We start from the raw sequence: 21,930 nt of genomic DNA on the forward strand, positions 1-21,930 counted from the left end.
TCATAATGACGCAAAAATAATACTAATTTTTAATCTTGAAAAATTAATACCTCACATTTTATTTCAAAAATGTTAAAATACTACTGATTACCTAAAATTATTGGCAACCCGCTATCTCCAGAACCGATAACAATTACTTTACTGTTTGGAGATTCCGCTAATTTAATGGTAGCTTCTATCCCTTTGTCCTGAAGAATTTTATCCGTTAAAGAAGCACTTAAAATACGGTTGGCATCTGCCTTACCCTGAGCTTCAATTATAACTTTTTGGGCTTCTTTTGAGGCTGTAACCAGTCTAAACTCATATTCCAAGGATTCCTGCTCTTGCTTTAACTTACGCTCAATAGCATCCTTGATCGTAGATGGCAAAGTAACATCGCGCACCAAAATTTCATTTAGTTGAATGTACTGACCGTCCACAATTTTTTTGGTTTCCTCATAAATTTCTGCCTGTATGGCATCCCTTTTACTGGAATATAATTGTTCCGGGGTATAACGTCCTACAACGCTTCTTGCAGCAGATCTTATCGTTGGCAATAATACACGCTGAATGTATTCTTCTCCTTTTTCCTGGTGTAATTTTCCCAAGAATTCTCTTTTAGGTTCAAACCAAGCTGAAGCATCCAATTTAATGTCCAATCCATTGGAGGATAGTACATTCATTTTTTCGAATACTTCTTGTTGTCTTACTTCGTAAATAAAAACTTTGTTCCAAGGGGCTACTATATGGAAACCCTCGCCCATGGCAGGCTCATCAGTAACAACACCTCCCCCAAAAGTTTCATATAATACACCTGCTTTACCTGATCCAATGGTAACAGCCGATTTAGTAATTAGAATAACTAGTAAAATAATAATAAATATTGCAGGTAATGCAATCTTAGGTAATTTGTCCATTTTCTATATTTAATTTAACTTAATCCATTATATTTTCTCAAAAACCATTCTGCTGAAAGTGCAGCAATAATTATGGCCAATAAAATTCTAAAATCGACTAAAGATACAACATTTTGCCTGCCTATTTGGGTTGGCAAATAACGTTTATCATTAATTAACTCCGCTATAAGATTATCAGTCTTCTCTGGGTAAAAAAGTCTGCCGCCTGTATTTTGCGCCAATCTTCCCATCTTTAGATAATTACTGGATGAGAATTGTTTTTCAACATCAAAATCCAGAATTTTAAAACCTCCTGATTTCGAAATATTTTCATTTTGCACACTTACCTTAAACTCATAAGAGCCACTAGTGAAATTTTCCAGATCTGCCTCATAATACCCATTTTTCAATAACATAGGTATTTCCCGTACAGCGTTATCCGACAATCGTTTGATGGTAATGGTTAGAGAGGCATTTGAATCAAATACATAAGTCTTATTAAAGTAAGACGCCTTAATTTTGGCATCGCCGGCACCAGAGAATATCGTATTATAATCGAGCGTTAATCGTTCCTTGGCCTTATTTGTAGCCAGGTAAAATACCAACTTGCCCATTAATTCATCAAAATTATTGAAGTTTTGGTCGTTTCTAAAACTCTGCATTCTCCACTTCCATATATTCTCTCCAAACAGGACCGCTTCCTTTCTGGTACCATCTGTAATAACTGCCAACAGTGGCTCTCCTACCTCTACCCCCTTGATGCGCTGGTCCAACACGGTTTCATGGGATTTTGTGATCAGGATCTCCCCCAGATCACTTTCCAAAGGTGGAAAATTGGATATGGAAAATTCAGAATTGTTGAAAATTGAGAAATTGGGGTTTAGTACAGGAAAAATCTCTTCAGTTTGATTGTAGGTATTCTTTTCAAAACTATTTTGTACAGAATTCAAAAAGCGCCAATCGGTTTTAGAACCCGTTACAGTGAATATTTGTGCCTCTTTGGTCCTTACAAAGTCATATATTGGCTTAAAGCTACTTATGGGTTGGTAAAGAATGAACAGATCGATATCATCCAGTTTAGTTACGTCCGTGCCAGGCTTAAACAATGTTACCCTACGCTGTTCATTGCTTTCAATAGCCTTTTTTAATGCCCCTATATCGGGATGGAGTATATCTGAAATGATGGCCACATTGGTTTTTTCATCTATGACCTCCAATGCAATTTCACGTTGGTTATTGACTATGTTCTTTTCATTCTTTAAAGGACTTGCCGTAATTTTTATTTCCTTAACTCCGACTGTTTTTGCCTCCAGAAGGCTATTTATCCTTTTGGAATTGTCCGTTTTTGATAAATTTACCGTCTCCGTAGCCACAACTTTCCCATCAATCATAATACGGACCACTGTATTTATACTGCCCTCTCCTTCATAAGCAACATATGTTTCCAAGGGGAATTTATTTTTAAGAAAGGCATACTTATTGGCATTGACTTGGGAGATTCTTATGTCGTCATAGGTTGCTGTGTCGCCCACCACTACCGGATACACTGCAATTTTATTGGGGGAACCGTAAAACTCATAATCTACTCCAACTGTCTGGTTTCCATCACTTATCATTATGACAGCCGTATTGGAGGAATCAAATAAGGTATTGATAGAATTCAGCGCATTGGCGATATTGGTGCTTTTTTTCGTAAAACTTAAACTGTCCAGAGCTTCCAAACCGTTCCCAAAACTGAAGGTTTCAAGGTTGAACAGATCCAAAACGTCTTCGTTTTTGGCAATTTTATTGAGCAGGGAATCAATATTGGCGTTTTTATTGATTTCCTTTAAAGAGGTGGAATTATCGACCAATACTACCAAATTGGACTTTTCAATCTCGTATTCTGTTTTGGTAAATTTAGGATTGATCAATAACAATAGGACGCCGAAGATGGCCAGAAAACGTAAAAGGGAGAGGAAAACTTTAAGTTTCCTACTCCCTTTGGTCTTGTAAAAATATTGAATCAGTACTATTCCGAATGCGAACAAAACCGCGAGCAAAATTAATAGTACTGAAGATGTCTGCATATAATTTATAAATTCATTTTGATAGCCAAGGGGAAAAATCTCCTTATTTTTAAAAGTAAAGGATGTAAAATCATTACCCTAAAATTTCTGGCTATGTCAACATTCCTCCATCAACATTTAAAACTTGTCCCGTTACATAAGCTGAAAGGTCCGAAGCAAAGAACAAGCAAGCATTTGCAACATCATCCGGCGAACCACCGCGCTTAAGTGGAATGCCATCTCTCCAACCCTGAACTACTTTAGCGTCCAATTTGTCTGTCATTTCCGTTTCTATAAATCCTGGTGCAATAGCATTGCAACGAATGTTTCTGGAACCAAGTTCCAAAGCCACAGATTTGGTAAAACCTATCATTCCTGCTTTTGAGGCCGCATAATTGGTCTGTCCTGCATTCCCTTTTACCCCAACAACACTACTCATATTGATGATAGAACCTTTGCGCTGCTTCAACATGGTACGTTGTACAGCCTTGGTCATATTGAAAACAGATTTTAAATTGATTTCTATAACGGCATCAAAATCTTCTTCGGACATACGCATAAGCAAATTGTCCTTTGTAATACCAGCGTTGTTGATCAAGACATCTATACTGTCAAAATCTTCCAGTATTTTGCCAACCAATTTTTCTGAGTCCTCATAACTGGCCGCATTACTTTTGTATGCTTTAGCCTTAACGCCTTTAGCCGTTAATTCTTTTTCCAATTCAAGGGCAGGTGCCTCACTGGAACTATAGGTAAAGGCTACATTGGCACCATGATCTGCAAAAACCTTGGCAATCCCCATACCTATACCTCTACTGGCACCAGTAATAATAACATTTTTTCCTTCTAGAAGCTTCATGTGATTCTTTTGTTTACTTAAGTTGATATTCAAATATAGGCTATGTTTCAGATAAGGCGAAAAAAAAACCCTATTCCTCCCGAATTTAATTCAGAATGATAGGGATTTTTTTGAGATTCATTTACTGAATCCTATATTTTTAATATGACAATTGTTATCCTACTACTTCTTTTACTTTTAAACCAATTTCTGCTGGAGAATCTACTACGTGGATTCCACATTCCCTCATAATACGTTTCTTGGCCTGAGCTGTATCATCGCTACCACCAACAATAGCACCTGCATGGCCCATTGTTCTTCCTGCAGGAGCAGTTTCACCTGCGATAAAACCTACAATTGGCTTTTTACTACCACTAGCTTTGTACCAGTGTGCAGCATCAGCTTCCAATTGACCGCCGATCTCTCCGATCATAACCACACATTGTGTTTCTGGATCGTTGATCAATAATTCAACAGCTTCTTTGGTAGTAGTACCAATGATTGGATCTCCACCAATTCCAATTGCGGTAGTAATCCCCAATCCTTGACGCACTACCTGGTCAGCAGCTTCGTATGTCAATGTCCCTGATTTTGAAACGATTCCGATATTCCCTTTCTTAAAGACAAAACCTGGCATGATGCCTACTTTAGCCTCTCCTGGGGTAATTACTCCTGGACAGTTAGGACCTATCAATCTGCAATCTTTACTTTTTATATAGTCGTAAACCTTCACCATATCAGCTACAGGGATACCTTCGGTAATAGTAATAATAACTTTAATTCCTGCCTCAGCAGCTTCCATAATGGCATCTGCAGCAAATGCGGGTGGTACAAAAATAATAGTTGTATCCGCTCCTACCTTCTCTACAGCTTCCTCTACAGTGTTGAAAACAGGTCTTCCCAAATGCTCTTGACCTCCTTTACCTGGAGTAACACCCCCAACTACGTTGGTTCCGTATTCGATCATCTGTTCGGCGTGAAAAGTACCTTCACTACCTGTAAAACCTTGTACAATAATTTTCGAGTCCTTATTAACTAAAACGCTCATTCTATATTTGGTTTATTTTTTGGTTTACAAAAATATGTCTTAAAAAACGATTTCTAAAGTATTCGCTTGCTTATTTATTCCTTCAATTTATCCAAGATGAAAGGGATTTGTTTTACATAGGCCAATTGCTTCAATTTCTCCCTTGCTTCTTCAGCCGGACTACCAAAATAATTCTTGCCTCCCTCCAATGATTTTGATACCCCAGATTGGGCCATGATCACTGCTTTTTTACCGATGGTGATCCCACTGATAACGCCCACTTGTCCCCAAAGGATTACTTCATCCTCGATTACAACACATCCGGCGATTCCCGTTTGGGAGGCAATAAGACATTTCTCCCCTATCACGGTATCGTGGCCTACATGAACTTGATTGTCCAACTTGGATCCTTTTTTAATGGTGGTATCCCCTGTAACTCCTTTATCTATGGTGCATAAAGCCCCAATATCTACATGATCCCCTACTACTACCCTACCTCCCGATAGTAATTTGTCGTACCCGGTAGGACGGTTTTTATAATAAAAAGCATCTCCCCCCAAGACGGCACCTGCATGGATGGTAACGTGGTCTCCAATAACACAATTATCATAAATGGAGACATTGGAATGAATAACACAATGTTCCCCAATGACCACATTGTTCCCAATAAAGGCATTGGGTTGAATAGTTGTATGTTTCCCAATTTTTGCTGAGGGAGCTATATTGCTGGCCGATTTTTCAAATGGCCTAAAAAAGTTGGTCAACGTATTAAAATCCCGGAATGGGTCATCAGAAATTAAAAGTGCCTTCCCTTCCGGGCAAGCAACCTCCTTATTGATGAGTACAACGGTAGCATCTGAATCTAAGGCCTTATCATAGTACTTTGGATGATCCACAAAAACGATGTCCCCAGCTTCCACCACATGAATTTCGTTCATCCCTAAAACTGGGAAGTCATCATCCCCTACATACTTTGTATTGATAATGCCAGCAATCTGTTTTAAGGAATAAGGAATGGGAAATTTCATTGTTTGATATTAAAAAAGGTGTTTAACAAAAAGAGTTTTCCTCCAAAAGCTAAACACCTATATATGATTAACTGGATTATTCTTTTACGCGCTCCATATAAGCGCCTTTCTCTGTATCCACTTTTATTTTATCACCTTCATTGATAAACAAAGGGACATTTACACTGGCTCCAGTCTCTACTTTGGCCGGTTTTGTGGCATTGGTAGCGGTATTACCCTTTACACCTGGCTCTGTATAGGTAACTTCCAATACAACACTGGCTGGCATATCAACGGACAAGGGCATGCTATCCTCGGTGTTGAACAAAATGGTCACCATTTCACCTTCTTTCAATAATCCTGGAGCATCCAATGAACTTTCCTGAAGTGTAATTTGGTTGTAATCATCGGTGTTCATAAAGTGGTACGTTTCCCCTTCCGAATAAAGGAATTGGTAGGTACGGGTCTCCACGCGAACATCTTCAATTTTATGTCCGGAAGAAAAAGTATTGTCAATCACCTTTCCAGTAGTGACACTTTTAAGTTTTGTACGAACAAAAGCAGGACCTTTTCCCGGTTTAACGTGTAAAAATTCAATAATTTTAAAAATATCGTGGTTATACCTGATGCATAAACCTTTTCTAATATCTGATGTAGATGCCATATAAATTAATTTGTACTAAAATATCCTTTCATTATCCCTCTCTGGGAATCTCTTATAAACTGTAAAATCTCATCTCTTTCCGGAGTTGCTTCCATCTCTGCCTCTATGATCTGTACAGCCTGGGAATTGTTGTAGTTTTTTTGGTACAGTATTCTATAAATATTCTGGATTTCCCTGATCTTATCAGATTCGAATCCCCTGCGCCTTAGGCCTACTGAATTAATCCCTACATAAGATAAGGGTTCCCTAGCAGCTTTTACAAAGGGAGGAACATCTTTTCTTACCAGTGAGCCTCCAGTTACAAAAGCGTGGTGACCTATTGATACAAATTGATGAACCGCAACCAGACCTGCCAATATCACATTATCACCTATGGTAACATGTCCGGCCAAGGTAGAGTTGTTCGAGAAGATACAATTATCACCAATAAAACAATCATGGGCTACGTGACAGTAAGCCATAATCAGGCAATTCTTGCCTATTTTGGTTTTCATTCTGTCTGAAGTCCCCTTATTAATGGTAGCACATTCCCGGATGGTGGTGTTATCACCAATCTCCACGGTAGTTTCTTCTCCTTTATATTTTAAGTCTTGGGGCGTTGCTGAAATTACGGCTCCTGGAAAAATATTACAATTTTTTCCTATTCTGGCCCCTTCCATTATGGTTACATTGGATCCTATCCAAGTTCCCTCGCCGATAATAACGTTATTATGAATAGTCGTAAACGGCTCCACCACCACATTCTTGGCGATTTTTGCCCCTGGATGTATATACGCCAGTGGTTGGTTCATATTATTTCTTTTTTGCTATTTGTGCCATCATTTCTGCCTCGCAAACCAGTTTACCGTTTGCATAAGCATAAGCTTGCATATGGCATATTCCTCTTCTTATAGGCGTAATCAGGCTACAGTGAAAGGTCAGGGTGTCACCTGGCAATACTTTTTGTTTAAATTTTACATTATCGATCTTCATAAAGAAAGTCAGATAATTCTCAGGATCGGGAACAGTACTCAATACCAAGATCCCTCCGGTCTGGGCCATGGCCTCCACTTGTAAAACTCCAGGCATTACAGGAGCATCGGGAAAATGTCCTACAAAAAACGGTTCGTTCATGGTCACGTTTTTCATCCCAACAACGTGACTATCAGAAAGCTCTAAAATCCTATCGATCAATAAGAATGGAGGTCTATGTGGCAACATGGCCATAATTTGATGGATATCCATCAAGGGTGGCAGGTTGAGATCATAGGTAGGAACGCTGTTCCTTTTCTCCATTTTTATCATTTTGGACAATTTCTGTGCAAATTGGGTATTCACAAAATGTCCGGGTTTATTGGCAATGACTTTACCTCGTATTCTTGTGCCTACCAAAGCGAGATCACCAATAACATCCAATAATTTATGCCTTGCGGCCTCGTTAGGATGATGCAGGGTAAGATTGTCCAAAATGCCATTTGGTTTAACCGAAAGCTTTTCTTTTTTAAAGGCTTTTTGTAGTTTCAACATGGTGGATTCAGAAATCTCCTTATCTACATATACAATGGCGTTATTTAAATCACCTCCCTTTATCAACCCATGCTCCAACAACATTTCCAGTTCATGTAAAAAACTAAAGGTACGTGCTGGGGCTATTTCTGTTTTAAAATCTGATAAACGCTCCAAGGTAGCATTTTGGGTCCCTAATACTTTGGTTCCAAAATCGACCATAGTGGTCACTTGGTATTCATCTGAAGGAATAATGGTTATTTCACTTCCGGTGGCCTCATCTTTATAGGTAATGACCTCTTTTACTACATATTCATTCCTAACAGCATCTTGTTCCACAATGCCGGCTTTTTCCAAAGCTTCTATAAAAAATTTGGAGGAACCATCCATAATGGGTGGTTCAGACGAGTTGAGCTCTATGAGGACATTATCAATTTCCAGACCTACCAAAGCAGCTAGCACGTGCTCTGAGGTTTGAATCTTGACCCCATTTTTTTCTAAATTAGTACCGCGCTGGGTGTTCACCACATAATTGGCATCGGCCTCAATGATGGGGTCCCCTTCTAGATCAACTCTTTTGAAGGCGTAGCCATGATTTTCAGGAGCAGGCACAAATTTCATTGTGACATTCTCTCCGGTATGTAATCCAACACCGGATAGTGTAATCTCCTTCTCTATAGTCCTTTGTTTTGCAGTTGTTTTACTCACTGGTTTTATTTTTTTCTAGTTCTTCCAATCTATTGACAAGCTTCGGTAAATTCTTAAAATGTACATAGGATTTATTGAAATCCCCATAATGTAGGGAAGGTGACCCTTGTAAAATCTCACCATCCTTGATATTTCTACCTATTCCGGATTGTGCCTGGATTTTCACCCTATCTCCAATGACAATATGGCCAACAATGCCCACTTGTCCTCCTATCAAACAGTTCTTACCTATTTTTGTAGATCCAGCGATACCCGTTTGTGCGGCTATTACCGTATGTTCCCCAATTTCCACATTATGCGCAATTTGGATTTGGTTATCCAATTTAACACCTTTTCTTAATATGGTAGAACCTAAGGTGGCCCTATCTATAGTAGTGCCCGCGCCTACATCTACATTATCTTCCAATACTACGTTCCCTGTCTGTGGCACTTTGCTGAATTCTCCACTGCCATTGGGTACAAACCCAAATCCATCGGCACCTAATATTACCCCGCTATGTATAACACAATTATTGCCAATTTGGGTATCTGAGTAAATTTTGGCCCCAGCAAAAACGGTGACATTATTGCCAATGGTAACATTGTCACCAATATAAACATTTGGGTAGATCTTTACGTCATTGCCCATTTTCACATATTCCCCCACATACGAGAAAGCACCTAGGTATAATCCAGTTCCGTAAGATGCTGATTCTGAAAGAAAAACAGGGTTCTCAATTCCAGTCTTAATATTCTTTGCCTGATTGTAATACTCCAATAATTTGGAGAAAGACTCATATGCATCATCCACCTTGATCAGGGTAGTCTTTAAAACATGCTCTGGTTTAAAGCTCCTGTTCACTATGGTAATGGAAGCCTGGGTAGAATAAATGTAGGGAGTATATTTGGGATTAGCCAAAAAGGTAAGGGAACCGTCCTCGCCTTCTTCAATTTTGGATAGCTTATGAACAGTGATTTCAGGGTTACCTTCAACCTCACCTTCCAATATACCCGCAATCTGGCTAGCTGTAAATTTCATGAGGACAAAAGTAAGAAAAATAGTTAAACGTCAACTTTGGGATAACAGATATAATATTTAGTCACTGTTTTGGAAAGCGCTTTTAAATTTAAATGGTCTGAAGCCTTGGCCACATCGGTGATTCTACCATTTCTTCTTACGATATTAATGTTCTGCCTATCTTGGTCATAGGCCTTGTTTCCAATCTTCCCACTAAAAACAAAATACGCAGTTTCCTCATCGGTAAGGTTATAAGATTTTTTTATTTTTTGGAATTGCTTTTGGAGCTTTTCATCATCAATTGGCTTGTTTTTCATTTTAATGGTCAACAATCTTCTATTGATGATCATATCGCACAATTCTGAAAGTACAAAGTCGGGATGCCCAACCCATAATTTTATAGCTGATAGGATGTCCACATCGTCCAATTTGGCAAAGATCTCCAAAGTATCGTCATCAAAATTACCCTCATTAATTTTATGCTGTATAAAAAACAACAAGGGTTTACTGCATTCTAGTTCCTCCCCTTTCTCCAATAACTCTTTGGCCCTTTTAAGAACGCTGATCAACAACTTTTCCGCCACCAAACCGGTCTTGTGCAGATATACCTGCCAGTACATGAAACGTCTGGACATCAGGAATTTCTCTACGGAATAAATACCTTTTTCCTCTACGACCAATTCCCCATCCACCACATTGAGCATGGTAATCAATCGATCAGAACTCACATTTCCTTCGGCAACACCAGTATAAAAACTGTCTCTTTTAAGGTAATCCATTCGATCCATATCGAGCTGACTGGACACCAATTGATTCAAGAATTTTTTAGGATAGGCCCTATTGAAGATCTGAATGGCCGTAGTTAAACTTCCGTTAAACTTCATATTCAGTTTTTCCATGAAAAGAAGGGATATCCGCTCATGGTTGACCCCTTCCACAATACTGTGCTCCATGGCATGGGAAAAAGGACCGTGTCCTATATCATGTAATAAGATGGCACATAAGAGGCCTTCCTCTTCTTGCTCAGTTATCTCAACCTTCTTAAAACGAAGTACTTGTATGGCTTTTTGCATGAGATGCATACACCCCAAAGCATGATGAAATCGGGTATGGGTTGCTCCTGGATACACCAAAGAAGATAATCCCATTTGTGAAATTCTTCGCAATCGCTGAAAATAGGGTTCGGCGATCAGGTCAAAAATTAGAGTATTGGGTATGCTAATAAATCCGTAAATTGGATCATTAAAAATTTTAAGTTTGTTTGATTTAATCAAAATTACGAATCTTTAAGGCAGCAAATATAAGCACTAAATGAACAAGATTACAATCCTATGGGTAGATGATGAAATTGATCTACTTAAACCACATATTATATTCCTCCAAAGCAAAAATTACGAAGTAATTACCTGTTTAAGTGGACAAGAAGCCTTGGAAGAACTTACCAAAAGTAAGGTAGATATTGTCTTTTTGGATGAAAACATGCCTGGAATATCGGGCTTGGAAACACTGAATGAAATTAAGATCATCAATAGCTCCTTACCTGTGGTGATGATTACAAAAAGTGAGGAAGAGTTAATTATGGAGGAAGCCATAGGTTCTAAAATAGCGGATTACCTAATAAAGCCAGTAAATCCCAACCAGATCCTTTTATCACTTAAAAAGAATTTGGACCACTCTAGGTTGGTGTCCGAAAAGACCACAGCCAACTATCAGCAAGAATTCCGGAAAATATCCATGGATCTTTCTATGGTGAACTCCTATGAAGAATGGGCAGAGCTGTATAAGAAGCTTATATATTGGGAACTTCGTTTGGAAGAAATTGAAGACTCTGGTATGTTCGAAATATTGGAATCCCAGAAGACGGAGGCCAATGCCCAGTTCTGTAAATTCATGGAGAAAAACTATGAAGATTGGTACCAAGGCGGGGATGCACCGGTAATGTCGCATACCCTGTTCAAGGAATTGGTTAAGCCAGAACTAAAGGACAACAAGACCTTATTGGTGGTTATAGATAATTTGAGGTATGACCAATGGCTGGCCTTTGAAGACACTTTGAACACCTTTTATAAAAAGAAAAAGGAAACACCTTATTATAGCATACTCCCAACAGCTACCCAATACGCCAGAAATGCAATCTTTTCTGGACTTACACCATTGGATATGGAAAAGAAGTATCCAGATTGGTGGAAAAATGATACGGATGAAGGTGGGAAAAATTTGTTTGAAGCTGAATTCTTAGGAACACAATTAAAGCGGTTGGGGTTAGACCTAAAATGGGATTACCATAAAATAAGCAGTTTAAAACAAGGAAAACACTTATCCCAAAATTTCAAATCCCACAAGGAAAATGATTTAACGGTGATTGTCTATAATTTTGTGGACATGTTATCCCACTCTAGGACAGAAATGGAGGTCATCAAGGAATTGGCATCCAATGACAAAGCATATCGATCCTTGACCCTTAGCTGGTTTAAAAACTCCCCTTTACTGGAAATTATACAACAAGCACAGAATATGGGGCTCAAATTGATCATTACCACAGATCATGGTACCATAAATGTAAAACAGCCTTCAAAGGTCATAGGAGACAAGGAGACGAGTCTTAACTTACGATATAAAACAGGGAGAAGTCTTACGTATGAGGAGAAGGATGTTTTAGAAATTAGGAATCCAAAAGACGTTAATCTTCCTACTATAAATGTGAGCAGTTCTTTTATTTTTGCCAAGAACGATTTGTTTTTTGCCTATCCCAATAATTATAACCACTATGTGAGTTATTATAGAAACACCTATCAGCATGGGGGCGTTTCATTGGAAGAGGTTATTATACCGTTTATAGTTCTTGAGCCTAGATAGGCAGTTTAGATTATTTTATTATGATGTATTCAGAAAAGGAGCTGCCCGAAGTGGCAAAAAAAATAGTGGCATCGGCCAAATCGAAGGTGATTTGCTTTCATGGTCCCATGGGGGCAGGTAAAACTACCCTTATAAAAGCCTTGGTAAAAGAATTGGGTGGCGCAGGCAATGCCAACAGCCCAACTTTTGGGATCGTTAATGAATATCATACAACCACCAATGAGTTATTGGGGTACCATTTTGATTTTTACCGATTGGAAAACGAGGAAGAAGCCTTGGATTTTGGCGTAGAAGAATATTTATATTCCGGGGCATGGGTTTTTATAGAATGGCCGGAAAAAGTTCCATCCTATATTCCTGAAGATTGTACAAATCTGTTCATAGAAATTGTAGATCACAAGACCCGGAACATAACCTTTGGCAATTAGGCAACTTCATTTTTATTCCAATAATTGCTTCTAATTAAAAACAATTAAGCTGCTAAAAAGTATGAATCACATGGGATTGTAGTAATAAATCTTTACGAACGAAGAATAAAGTCTTGATTTTTTATTTTCTATGAATACAAAAAATTATATGGATAAATGCACCATTCATACAGAATAAACTACCAAAAATGAAGATAAAGTCCTACAAACCACAAAATTAATTGAATTTTATCTCAATAATAATTTTATACCACTCATTATTTACCTATATTTGTTTGTATATTCGATAACGTTATAGATTTATATCTACAACAAAATCCTCCATTATGATAAAAACTATAGATCGGTTAACACAATTCATCAAATACGCGGGATTAAGTGCCCGACAGTTTGATTTGTCCATAGGGGCCGGAAACGGTTATACTTTAAGGATGAAAAAAAATCATGCCTCAATTGGTAGTGATGTCATTGAAACAATCATTAGAACGTATCCACAATTAAATTTAGTTTGGTTGATGACGGGTGAAGGTGAAATGATTAAAAAAGGTGCAGAATCCAAGTCTTTGGAATTCGATCAATTGCCTGCCACCAAACAACAGGAAATTGAAAAGATAATTGAGCAAAAAATTAGGGAGCGCCAGGAAAATGAGTTACAAAAACTTCTTTTGGATGTGACCCAAGAAATTGAAAAGACAAAAAGTAAAGATTAGTCCCCCCCTATTCTACTTTTTTAGCATTCTATTCAACAGCTAAGGCTTCTTTAATTAATATTAAGGAAGCTTTTTTTATTGGCTTGTTTCGATGGGATTTACACCATATTTAATTTAAAAAAGAGGAAGATCTTTATTTTTCTTTCTTCTTGTCCAATTCGGAAATAAGGGATTCTTTAAGTTTCACAAGAGCTTCCATCCGTTCTGTAGCAGTAACTTCAGAAATCGTAGTTTCTTTTAGTTGATCCAATAATACCTTTTTTTCAATAACCGTACTGTTGCTTGAGCCCAACCGACTTACCAGATCATTTATCTCTTGGGTCAGATCCAAATAAATATCATAAATCTTGTAGCGATATTGGACAAAATAAGATAAAACAAGAAGTAGTCCTACGATAAATAGGATTGCAGGCAACGCTTTAAAAAGTTCAAATTGATCTACAGGACCAGATGTACTTTGAACAGTTTCCCAAATTTGAAATGAATATATAATAATTGGCACCAATAAAGAATACCTCCACCAGTTTTTACAACTAATAAACCAAATCATCAACGGAATCAGTACACATAGTTTTAAATTTAAATACCACAAGAACATGTGTATTCCATTAAAACCAAAATCATGAATTACAAACCAACCCCATTGATATGTTTTTATTCCTATAGGAATTAAAGTATCAACATAGTAAATGGCTGGGATTGAAATTAGCAAAATGGAACTAATTAATTCGAATACCTGCCGTATCCTCTTACGCTTTTTTGCTTTTTTTACGGAAAAATCCATTTCTGTATTTAAAACTTCTATCGCTCCGTATAACTTTTTCAAATAGCCTTGTGCAGAAGTTTGGTGTTGCACTCGCTCCAATTTATTTTTGTGTACACGCAAATTAGCATATATGTTCTTATAATTTTTAATTACCGGTGCACCCGTATCAATATCTCGTCCAATGTTGTTGAATCTAAAACCATAAAACCTTCGATCAAGAAGAACCAAAGAAAGTAAGAATACCATTATAAAAATTATAATAGGTATTAAATTCTGAGAGCTTTTTTTTAGTACTCCTCCTTCATATATCAACTCAAATAGAAATAGCCCTATTGGGCTTAAAATAAAATATTTCCAAACAAAATGAGAAGTAAAAAACCAAATAATATAGAGAAGTAATGGTATAAGCATTGAAAGATTAAACCATACCAACGCCTGATTATTTAGAAAACTATGTTTAATGATCAGGTTGCCAATTCTATATACTCCTGACGTATCAGAATTTGTAAATATGTGTGAGTATAGTGTTATAGGCAGCAATATAATTGCGAACGCAATAAGGACATCCACTGACATTTTTTTCTTCCATAAGCTATTTCTCTCCCTTTTCTGTTCAGCCATAAAAATCTAATGAACAACCTACAAAAGTTGAATTTTGAAATGAATATAAAGATTATACTCTAAGCGCTAAAACTTACATTTTAGTATAAAATTTTATAAAATAATTAGAAAAGAGGTTCTTTAAAAGAATATTGTAAAACGTTTATTGAAAGGCCTAATGCTGAAGTGTTTTCAATTCCAAAACCAATCTATTTCTAAGAAGTGCCAACCTTTCCTCATATTCTTTTGGTCGCAAATATTCCTTTTCTTTTGACAATTGCTGAAAAGGAATTGCAAACTTTTCATTGATATCAGATGATTGATGTTTTTCAATTATTCTTGTGATCTCATATTCCAATTTCCCATCTGCCTCCCTAATTTGCATTTGATAGGTGTTCACTTTGAACAATAGTAACATCAGTAACAGTATGGGCACAATAAAAGGAAAAGAATAATAAAGTTCATGTTCATCGAGAGCCTGGGAAATACTTGGATTTACAATGGAGACCAGCTGAAAGGCCACAATTAACAAATTGATCAGCACACCATATCTCCAAATGTGTTTACAAGTAAGAAACCAGGTTAATAGGTAAATTAAACTGAACATTTTCAAACAAACAAAGTATACGAAAGTCTGAAAGGTCGGAAACCCCGCATTATATGAAAATCCAAATATTTGTACTTCCACAATATCATTGGGAACCAATTTGTAGGAATAAAATAAAACAGGTAAGATCAAAAGAACAGTAACAATGCCAATTATGTTCGCTTTGGTCAAATTATTATGATTATTTGACAATGCAGTTGATTCCGATCCAAATTCACGATTCGATTGCAAATCCTTAATTTTACCTAGCCCTGATTCCTTTTTAGATTCTACGGGTTGTGTTTTTAGTTTATCTATCGTTCTCTCTTTTATGGCAAGGACAAGCTTACGATCTTGAATGGTTTTTATCAAAAAAATAATGTCGCTGGTCACAACAGATAAGGAGTTTTGCAAATGGGTGGTAAAACGCTTAGACAGGACTATCAATAAAAGAAAATATAGGGAACCGCAAAGTAAAGTTACTAAGGATAAAATACCATAGCCCATGTCCGGGCCCCATAATATAGCAACCATTTGGAAGATGGTCAATAACAGTCCCGGTATCAAACAATACCGCCAAATCCTCGGTTCTGAGATAAACCAATATCCCAATAATAAAATTACATACAGCTTCCCTAAAACATAATATGATATAAATTCAGTGATCCTAATGGAGTATGAAAAAATAGATAAAGTATAAGAATCTGGTATCCATAAATACACATATAGCAATAAGGGTAAAAGTGCAATACTTAAGGTAAGTAGAAGCTGGGGGCTATATTTTATGGGTATGACATTCAACAATTCAAAAATAGTTTAATTCATTAGATTTAATATAATATATCGACATAGTACCATTCAGGTTATGGATTAATAGTAACCATAAAGAATAAGGGCCTATTGTAAGTCTCATATTTTGAGAGAAAAGATAGCCTATATTATATTAAGTGTTAAAACATTTTGTAGGACTACATATCGGATAAGTCAAAATATTATTGTACATTTTCCATGAAAAGACACTAAATTCGATGAAAGTATTTTTTTTATCGATTAAATGTATTATTTTGTCGTTGTAATGCAAATTGTTTGTAATTTTTTTCCTACATTTGTATTGAAGATGAAATTTTATTAACTAAAAACTTTTTACGATGAACACAAAAAAGATTTTTTTCGCTGTTGTCGCCGCCACAACATTGCTTGTTGCTTCCTGTACTTCCAGTACAGCTAGTGATGATGCATTGTACGAGCAAGGCATCGACAAAACGCTAATTAACAAAGGGAATGGTAACGGATAAACATCTGTAATTGTTTTTTTTTGAAATTTTTAAAAAGGGTAATCATAAATTACCCTTTTTTGCGTTTTATAGTTTCATACGCTAGATTTTTACATTAATGAAAGAACAAGAGACCCCCAAAACAAAGAAGGCCAAAAAGAAACTACTCATAGAATCCTTAATGGTATTCTTGATCATATTGGCCCCATTTATATTCAAGGCACATGAGTATCTGCCCAAAGAACAAGGTGCAACATTTACTTTTCTTGGAATGACCTTTGACAGTAACGGCTTTGGCACAATGGAGCTTTATGGCTGGTTTATGGTAGGGAAAATTATTCCCTTATACTTATTTATTATTTGGTTTTTTACCTCTAAGGACTGGTGGTACCATATCATTTTGATCCCTATATGTATGTATTCCTTTCAAATTTTTGAAACGGTCTATGGATCCGATGATTATGTAGACACAGATAATGTCCTTTGGATCTTACCTGTATGTATGGTCATTACCCCTATTGTATATTTTATTAGGATTAAGCTTTATGATAAGCATGTGCATGGCATAGATTTGGATGCTATGGATGCGGAATTAAAAATGCTTCAAGAAAGGGAACGTTTACGAATGGAGAAAGAAGCACTTAAAACAAAAAAATTGTAAATTTGAAGATGATGTGCCTATTGGCACGTTCAATTACAACTTATGAACCAACCTTCTTCACCTTTTAGCAAGCAACAATTACTGCCACAAGAAGAAACTTTAGAAGTTTTAAGACAAAAAGGAGAACTCTATATTGGGATTCCCAAGGAAAACCAATTCCAGGAAAAACGTATTTGTTTAACCCCAGATGCCGTAAATGCCATTACCGCACATGGACATAGGGTATTAATAGAATCCGGAGCAGGAGAAGGAGCCAATTATTCAGATATAGATTACACCAATGCCGGAGGCGAAATCACCAGGGACACCAAGAAAGTATTTTCCTGTCCCCTTATCCTTAAGGTAGAACCACCTACCCACTCCGAAATACAACTATTAAATCCGCAGGCAACCATTATTTCTGCCCTGCAGATAAAAACACAATCCAAAAAATATTTTGAGGAACTGGCCAAGAAAAGGGTCACTGCCATTGCATTTGAGTACATCTTGGATGATGATGGGAAATACCCGGCCGTACGGTCATTAAGTGAAATTGCTGGAATATCGTCTGTTTTGGTAGCTTCCGAAATTATGGCTGCCACCAATAAAGGTAATGGCCTTATGTTTGGCAACATCAGTGGGGTTCCCCCTGTTGAAGTGGTTATTATAGGTGCTGGCACGGTAGGGGAATTTGCTGCCAGATCTGCCATTGGCTTGGGGGCCAATGTAAAGGTGTTCGACAACTCCATTACCAAGCTCCGAAACATACAGACCCATTTAAGACAAACGGTCTATACCTCTACCATACAGCCTAAAAATCTTCTAAAGGCCTTAAAACGCTGTGATGTAGCCATTGGAGCTACCCGTGGAAAGGACAGGTCTCCTATTGTGGTCACCAGTACCATGGTGGAGCACATGAAAAAAGGGGCCGTCATCATTGATGTGAGTATTGATATGGGCGGGTGTTTTGAAACCAGTGAAATAACCACGCACGATAAGCCAACCAGAGAAAAATTTGGCGTCATCCATTATGGGGTACCCAATATCCCTTCCAGATATCCAAAAACATCTTCTATTTCCATCAGTAATATCTTTACGCCCTATCTTTTGAAAATAGGGGAAGACGGTGGACTTGAAAATTCCTTGAGATTTGATAAAGGACTAAGAAATGGCCTATATTTGTACCACGGTATTTTGACCAACAAATCGGTTGGGGAATGGTATGACCTTTCTTATAGCGATATCAATTTTCTTATTTTTTAGTGTATGGCATTTTTAAAACGACTCGGCTTCTTTTTGGTCGGTCTTTCTATTGGAATAGTATTTCTTACCTTCTTTTTTAAGAAAAAAACGGAAGAAACAGGAACATCTTTCTGTTATTTTCCAAACTGTAGGGTTTTAAAGGACTTAAGGTCCAAACCTATTGCGTATTCCGAGGACATTAACGAACTCTTAGCGTCCAATAAACTAGACACTTTGGATATCGAAACCTTTTTTAGGGATGGGGATATAGATTTTGGAAAAAGCAATGCGAAGGCTGTACCATGCAGAACTTATGTTATAGAAGGCGCTATAAAAGAGAAAAAGGCAATTTTAGAAGTTAAAAATTGCCCTTCAAAGGTTCTAGTGGAACGGATTACCCAGTTCTAAAATTCAACTGGTTCTCCTAGATTTATATTTTTCTACGCGTACGCTCCTTTTTCAATAAGGTAAGCTCTCTTGTAGTCTGTCCTGATACAGAGGTATTTTCTTCTGCCCTTCGTATAAGGTAGGGCATTACATCCCTTACCGGTCCGAATGGCAGGTATTTGGCTACATTGTACCCATGTGCAGCCAGATTAAAGGAGATATTATCGCTCATACCATATAATTGGCCAAACCAAATATTGGGATCATTATGGGCAATGCTGTTTTTGTCCATGAGCTCCATTAATTTATAACAGCTCAATTCGTTATGGGTTCCCGAGAAGAGGGCAATAACGTCCAGATGCTCTACAATATATTCTATGGCAGCATCAAAATTCTCATCTGTGGCTTTTTTGGATTCACAAATAGGTGTAGGATAACCTTTCTCCTCTGCCCTATCGTTCTCCTTTTCCATATAGGCTCCACGAACCACTTTAAACCCTATTTTAAAATTCTCTTCTTTGGCCTTTTGGTGTAGTTTCTTCAAATAATCCATCCTATCCCAACGGTACATTTGCAAAGTGTTGAAGACAATAGGTTTTTCTTTGTTGTATTTTACCATCATATCCTCAACCAGACTATCTGCAGCATCCTGCATCCAGCTTTCTTCCCCATCAATCAAAAGGGCCACATCCATATCATGCGCCTTTTTACATACCTTATCAAATCTGTTGATGATACGTTGCCATTCTTGGTTTTCAGCTTCCGTTAAGGTTTTTCCCTCCCCTATTTTTTGGTAGATCGCAAAGCGACCAAAAGCGGTAGGCTTAAAAACTGCATACGGAATCCCCTCTTTCTCTTTTACAAAATTGAGGATTTCCATTATTTTCTCGTAGGCAAAATCAAATTGGTTTTCCACGTCCTTTCCTTCAACGGAATAGTCCAATACCGATGAAACCCCTTTTTGGTGCATTTTTTCAATAAGCGGTAAACAATCCTGTTCATTGACACCGCCGCAAAAATGGTCAAATACCGTAGCTCGTATCAATCCTTCCACAGGCAAATGGGCCTTTATGGCAAAATTAGTAACAGCAGAGCCAATTCTCACCAATGGTTCATTGGCAATCATCTTAAATAAAAAATAGGCTCTCTCCAATTCGGAGTCTGTTTTTAATGCAAAAGCCGTTGCGGTATTTTCAAAAATTTGATCCATTATTGTCAATTTCGTAATGGGCCAAATATAAGTACAGAATATTTATTTTATCTATAAAAATAGCCTTTATTTTGTCTTTTTCAATACGCTCAGAATGAAGTCGATATCCAGTGATTCCTACGCCGTACATTTCAACGAAAACGCTTTTAAGGCATTAAACAAGCACTTAAAGGGTGCTGATTATTCCAAAATTTTCATCTTGGTAGATGAAAACACCCATAATCTTTGCCTGCCCCAGTTTATGGCAGAAATAGAGGGAGATTATGTTTACGAGATCATTGAAATAGAAGCGGGGGAAATCCATAAGAATCTGGAGACCTGTACTCAGGTTTGGGAAGCCATGTCCGAATTGGATGCAGACCGTAAAAGTCTAATGATCAATTTAGGAGGTGGGGTCATAACCGATATGGGCGGATTTATAGCCTCCTGTTTTAAAAGGGGCATCCATTTTATTAATGTGCCCACTACCCTATTATCTATGGTAGACGCCTCTGTAGGAGGTAAAACCGGAATAGACCTGGGAGCTATAAAAAATCAGATTGGTGTTATCAACCAGCCACAGATGGTACTGGTGGTGTCCCAATTTTTAAATACCCTGGAGGAAAGACAACTTCAAAGCGGGTTTGCCGAAATGTTGAAACACGGCCTTATCAAGGAAAAAAAGTATTGGGAAGAACTTAAATTACTTTCCAATTTTGATACTATGGATGAATTCATCTATCATTCCGTACAAATAAAAAATGAAGTCGTACTACAGGATCCTACAGAGCAAAACATAAGAAAGATCTTGAATTTCGGTCATACCCTTGGGCATGCCATAGAATCCTATTTCCTGGAGAGCTCATCACATGAGACCCTTTTACACGGGGAGGCCATAGCTGTAGGGATGATTATGGAAGCGTTTTTATCCAAAGAACTGACAGGGCTATCGGAAAAGGAACTGGAAGATATTAAGACCACCTTTCTTAAAAGGTATAAAAAAGTAGCTTTCACTGAAGAAGATATACAAGCCATCTTGGGTTTAATGAAGTTTGACAAAAAGAACTCCCATGGCAATATCAATTTTGTGCTCTTAGAATCTATCGGAAACCCTGTTATTGACATAAAAATACCTAACGATTTGTATATCAAGGCATTTGATTACTACAAAGATTAATGCCTACACCTACTTAAAAGGGTGGTTTTACAACTCTTTCAGTTGCGTAACGAATAAATAACATAGCTTAGGATAAGAAACCATCCTAAAAACCAAACTATGATACGCCGACTAGTAGACTACAAAAAACTGGACCATCAAGTAGCCAACCTTCTTATTGAAAAATATCCCCACGGATATGGAGATAGTGATATTATCTCCTTTAAGAACATGCATGGTGAAATTGTGGAAGCCGTTGAAGTAAAAACCAATGACACCCTTTATCTTGTTAAGATCAGTAAGTGTTTAGCACGATTTATTGCTGAATTTGATGATAAAATGGAAAAGGAATTAGAGATCAAGCCCATCAAACCTCAGGTTATTGCTGGAGATGAAGAAACCGAGTATGAGTACGAAGATAGGCATGAAGAAGATTTTGACGAATAG

Annotated in this window: 21 protein-coding genes; 8 read left to right on the forward strand and 13 right to left on the reverse strand. The window is 37.4% G+C overall.

Going from position 1 to position 21,930, the window contains the following annotated elements; translation table 11 throughout:
- Positions 1-80: 80 nt before the first annotated feature.
- The 10 genes from ABXZ32_RS07505 to ABXZ32_RS07550 form a co-directional block, all read right to left on the reverse strand.
- Positions 81-896, reverse strand: a complete 816-nt coding sequence (locus ABXZ32_RS07505) for a prohibitin family protein (RefSeq protein ID WP_354618059.1) — start codon at positions 894-896, stop codon at positions 81-83.
- Between the two features lie 14 nt (positions 897-910).
- Positions 911-2,944, reverse strand: a complete 2,034-nt coding sequence (locus ABXZ32_RS07510) for a VWA domain-containing protein (protein ID WP_354618060.1) — start codon at positions 2,942-2,944, stop codon at positions 911-913.
- Positions 2,945-3,035: 91 nt separating this feature from the next.
- Positions 3,036-3,782, reverse strand: coding sequence for a 3-oxoacyl-[acyl-carrier-protein] reductase (gene fabG, locus ABXZ32_RS07515; protein ID WP_354618061.1), 747 nt, complete (start codon positions 3,780-3,782; stop codon positions 3,036-3,038).
- Positions 3,783-3,936: 154 nt separating this feature from the next.
- Positions 3,937-4,809, reverse strand: coding sequence for a succinate--CoA ligase subunit alpha (gene sucD, locus ABXZ32_RS07520; RefSeq protein WP_354618062.1), 873 nt, complete (start codon positions 4,807-4,809; stop codon positions 3,937-3,939).
- A 74-nt stretch (positions 4,810-4,883) separates the two neighbouring features.
- Positions 4,884-5,816: a UDP-3-O-(3-hydroxymyristoyl)glucosamine N-acyltransferase gene (locus ABXZ32_RS07525; RefSeq protein ID WP_354618063.1), complete on the reverse strand. Its 933-nt coding sequence runs from the start codon at positions 5,814-5,816 to the stop codon at positions 4,884-4,886.
- Positions 5,817-5,892: 76 nt separating this feature from the next.
- Positions 5,893-6,459, reverse strand: a complete 567-nt coding sequence (efp, locus tag ABXZ32_RS07530; RefSeq protein ID WP_062054250.1) for an elongation factor P — start codon at positions 6,457-6,459, stop codon at positions 5,893-5,895.
- Positions 6,460-6,464: 5 nt separating this feature from the next.
- Positions 6,465-7,250 carry an acyl-ACP--UDP-N-acetylglucosamine O-acyltransferase gene (lpxA, locus tag ABXZ32_RS07535; protein ID WP_062054251.1) on the reverse strand — a complete coding sequence of 262 codons (786 nt, stop codon included), beginning with the start codon at positions 7,248-7,250 and terminating at the stop codon, positions 6,465-6,467.
- Between the two features lies 1 nt (position 7,251).
- Positions 7,252-8,652, reverse strand: coding sequence for a bifunctional UDP-3-O-[3-hydroxymyristoyl] N-acetylglucosamine deacetylase/3-hydroxyacyl-ACP dehydratase (locus ABXZ32_RS07540; RefSeq protein WP_354618064.1), 1,401 nt, complete (start codon positions 8,650-8,652; stop codon positions 7,252-7,254).
- Entirely contained in the window at positions 8,645-9,670 is a 1,026-nt protein-coding gene (lpxD, locus tag ABXZ32_RS07545) for a UDP-3-O-(3-hydroxymyristoyl)glucosamine N-acyltransferase (protein WP_354618065.1), read from the reverse strand. The genes ABXZ32_RS07540 and lpxD overlap by 8 nt, the downstream gene beginning before the upstream one ends.
- 23 nt (positions 9,671-9,693) lie before the next feature.
- Positions 9,694-10,923, reverse strand: coding sequence for an HD domain-containing protein (locus ABXZ32_RS07550; protein ID WP_354618066.1), 1,230 nt, complete (start codon positions 10,921-10,923; stop codon positions 9,694-9,696).
- A 37-nt stretch (positions 10,924-10,960) separates the two neighbouring features.
- Here ABXZ32_RS07550 and porX point away from each other — a divergent pair, with 37 nt between their 5' ends.
- The 3 genes from porX to ABXZ32_RS07565 all read left to right on the forward strand — a co-directional run bounded on the left by porX (position 10,961) and on the right by ABXZ32_RS07565 (position 13,643).
- On the forward strand, positions 10,961-12,505 hold the full coding sequence (gene porX, locus ABXZ32_RS07555; protein WP_354618067.1) for a T9SS response regulator signal transducer PorX: 1,545 nt from the start codon (positions 10,961-10,963) through the stop codon (positions 12,503-12,505).
- Between the two features lie 20 nt (positions 12,506-12,525).
- Positions 12,526-12,933: a tRNA (adenosine(37)-N6)-threonylcarbamoyltransferase complex ATPase subunit type 1 TsaE gene (gene tsaE, locus ABXZ32_RS07560; RefSeq protein WP_354618068.1), complete on the forward strand. Its 408-nt coding sequence runs from the start codon at positions 12,526-12,528 to the stop codon at positions 12,931-12,933.
- A 326-nt stretch (positions 12,934-13,259) separates the two neighbouring features.
- Entirely contained in the window at positions 13,260-13,643 is a 384-nt protein-coding gene (locus tag ABXZ32_RS07565; protein ID WP_062054263.1) for a hypothetical protein, read from the forward strand.
- 133 nt (positions 13,644-13,776) lie between these two features.
- Here the strand turns inward: ABXZ32_RS07565 and ABXZ32_RS07570 are convergent, their stop codons facing one another.
- Together ABXZ32_RS07570 and ABXZ32_RS07575 are read right to left on the reverse strand one after the other, a co-directional pair.
- Positions 13,777-15,030, reverse strand: a complete 1,254-nt coding sequence (locus ABXZ32_RS07570; protein ID WP_354618069.1) for a hypothetical protein — start codon at positions 15,028-15,030, stop codon at positions 13,777-13,779.
- A 154-nt stretch (positions 15,031-15,184) separates the two neighbouring features.
- Positions 15,185-16,129, reverse strand: a complete 945-nt coding sequence (locus ABXZ32_RS07575; protein WP_354618070.1) for a hypothetical protein — start codon at positions 16,127-16,129, stop codon at positions 15,185-15,187.
- An 858-nt stretch (positions 16,130-16,987) separates the two neighbouring features.
- On the opposite strand from ABXZ32_RS07575, the gene ABXZ32_RS07580 reads away from it, so the two are divergent.
- From ABXZ32_RS07580 to ABXZ32_RS07590, 3 genes are read left to right on the forward strand one after another with little or no spacing between them, the layout of a single operon-like run.
- Positions 16,988-17,530 (forward strand): hypothetical protein, encoded by a 543-nt coding sequence (locus tag ABXZ32_RS07580; protein WP_354618071.1) that lies wholly within the window; start codon positions 16,988-16,990, stop codon positions 17,528-17,530.
- 42 nt (positions 17,531-17,572) lie between these two features.
- Positions 17,573-18,772: an alanine dehydrogenase gene (locus ABXZ32_RS07585; RefSeq protein ID WP_354618072.1), complete on the forward strand. Its 1,200-nt coding sequence runs from the start codon at positions 17,573-17,575 to the stop codon at positions 18,770-18,772.
- 3 nt (positions 18,773-18,775) lie between these two features.
- Positions 18,776-19,159 (forward strand): DUF4258 domain-containing protein, encoded by a 384-nt coding sequence (locus ABXZ32_RS07590; RefSeq protein WP_354618073.1) that lies wholly within the window; start codon positions 18,776-18,778, stop codon positions 19,157-19,159.
- A gap of 22 nt (positions 19,160-19,181) precedes the next feature.
- On the opposite strand, the gene ABXZ32_RS07595 is transcribed toward ABXZ32_RS07590, so the two are convergent.
- Positions 19,182-20,348: a proline dehydrogenase family protein gene (locus ABXZ32_RS07595; RefSeq protein WP_354618074.1), complete on the reverse strand. Its 1,167-nt coding sequence runs from the start codon at positions 20,346-20,348 to the stop codon at positions 19,182-19,184.
- A 94-nt stretch (positions 20,349-20,442) separates the two neighbouring features.
- Here ABXZ32_RS07595 and aroB point away from each other — a divergent pair, with 94 nt between their 5' ends.
- Positions 20,443-21,504 (forward strand): 3-dehydroquinate synthase, encoded by a 1,062-nt coding sequence (gene aroB, locus ABXZ32_RS07600; RefSeq protein WP_354618075.1) that lies wholly within the window; start codon positions 20,443-20,445, stop codon positions 21,502-21,504.
- Between the two features lie 99 nt (positions 21,505-21,603).
- The gene (locus tag ABXZ32_RS07605; protein ID WP_354618076.1) at positions 21,604-21,930 is read left to right on the forward strand and encodes a hypothetical protein; all 327 of its coding nucleotides are present in this window, start codon (positions 21,604-21,606) and stop codon (positions 21,928-21,930) included.

The organism is Sediminicola luteus (assembly GCF_040566555.1).
Classification (GTDB): Bacteria; Bacteroidota; Bacteroidia; order Flavobacteriales; family Flavobacteriaceae; genus Sediminicola.

What these genes read in the sequence shown, in the direction of transcription:
- ABXZ32_RS07575 (WP_354618070.1), bottom strand. Translation starts at nt 16,129, where the DNA reads ATGGTTGCTATATTATGGGGCCCGGACATGGGCTATGGTATTTTATCC.
- lpxA (WP_062054251.1), bottom strand. Translation starts at nt 7,250, where the DNA reads ATGAACCAACCACTGGCGTATATACATCCAGGGGCAAAAATCGCCAAG.
- ABXZ32_RS07605 (WP_354618076.1), top strand. Translation starts at nt 21,604, where the DNA reads ATGATACGCCGACTAGTAGACTACAAAAAACTGGACCATCAAGTAGCC.
- ABXZ32_RS07585 (WP_354618072.1), top strand. Translation starts at nt 17,573, where the DNA reads ATGAACCAACCTTCTTCACCTTTTAGCAAGCAACAATTACTGCCACAA.
- ABXZ32_RS07525 (WP_354618063.1), bottom strand. Translation starts at nt 5,816, where the DNA reads ATGAAATTTCCCATTCCTTATTCCTTAAAACAGATTGCTGGCATTATC.
- fabG (WP_354618061.1), bottom strand. Translation starts at nt 3,782, where the DNA reads ATGAAGCTTCTAGAAGGAAAAAATGTTATTATTACTGGTGCCAGTAGA.
- ABXZ32_RS07580 (WP_354618071.1), top strand. Translation starts at nt 16,988, where the DNA reads ATGAAAGAACAAGAGACCCCCAAAACAAAGAAGGCCAAAAAGAAACTA.
- ABXZ32_RS07510 (WP_354618060.1), bottom strand. Translation starts at nt 2,944, where the DNA reads ATGCAGACATCTTCAGTACTATTAATTTTGCTCGCGGTTTTGTTCGCA.
- ABXZ32_RS07565 (WP_062054263.1), top strand. Translation starts at nt 13,260, where the DNA reads ATGATAAAAACTATAGATCGGTTAACACAATTCATCAAATACGCGGGA.
- sucD (WP_354618062.1), bottom strand. Translation starts at nt 4,809, where the DNA reads ATGAGCGTTTTAGTTAATAAGGACTCGAAAATTATTGTACAAGGTTTT.
- aroB (WP_354618075.1), top strand. Translation starts at nt 20,443, where the DNA reads ATGAAGTCGATATCCAGTGATTCCTACGCCGTACATTTCAACGAAAAC.
- ABXZ32_RS07570 (WP_354618069.1), bottom strand. Translation starts at nt 15,030, where the DNA reads ATGGCTGAACAGAAAAGGGAGAGAAATAGCTTATGGAAGAAAAAAATG.
- lpxD (WP_354618065.1), bottom strand. Translation starts at nt 9,670, where the DNA reads ATGAAATTTACAGCTAGCCAGATTGCGGGTATATTGGAAGGTGAGGTT.
- ABXZ32_RS07505 (WP_354618059.1), bottom strand. Translation starts at nt 896, where the DNA reads ATGGACAAATTACCTAAGATTGCATTACCTGCAATATTTATTATTATT.
- ABXZ32_RS07590 (WP_354618073.1), top strand. Translation starts at nt 18,776, where the DNA reads ATGGCATTTTTAAAACGACTCGGCTTCTTTTTGGTCGGTCTTTCTATT.
- tsaE (WP_354618068.1), top strand. Translation starts at nt 12,526, where the DNA reads ATGATGTATTCAGAAAAGGAGCTGCCCGAAGTGGCAAAAAAAATAGTG.
- efp (WP_062054250.1), bottom strand. Translation starts at nt 6,459, where the DNA reads ATGGCATCTACATCAGATATTAGAAAAGGTTTATGCATCAGGTATAAC.
- ABXZ32_RS07595 (WP_354618074.1), bottom strand. Translation starts at nt 20,348, where the DNA reads ATGGATCAAATTTTTGAAAATACCGCAACGGCTTTTGCATTAAAAACA.
- porX (WP_354618067.1), top strand. Translation starts at nt 10,961, where the DNA reads ATGAACAAGATTACAATCCTATGGGTAGATGATGAAATTGATCTACTT.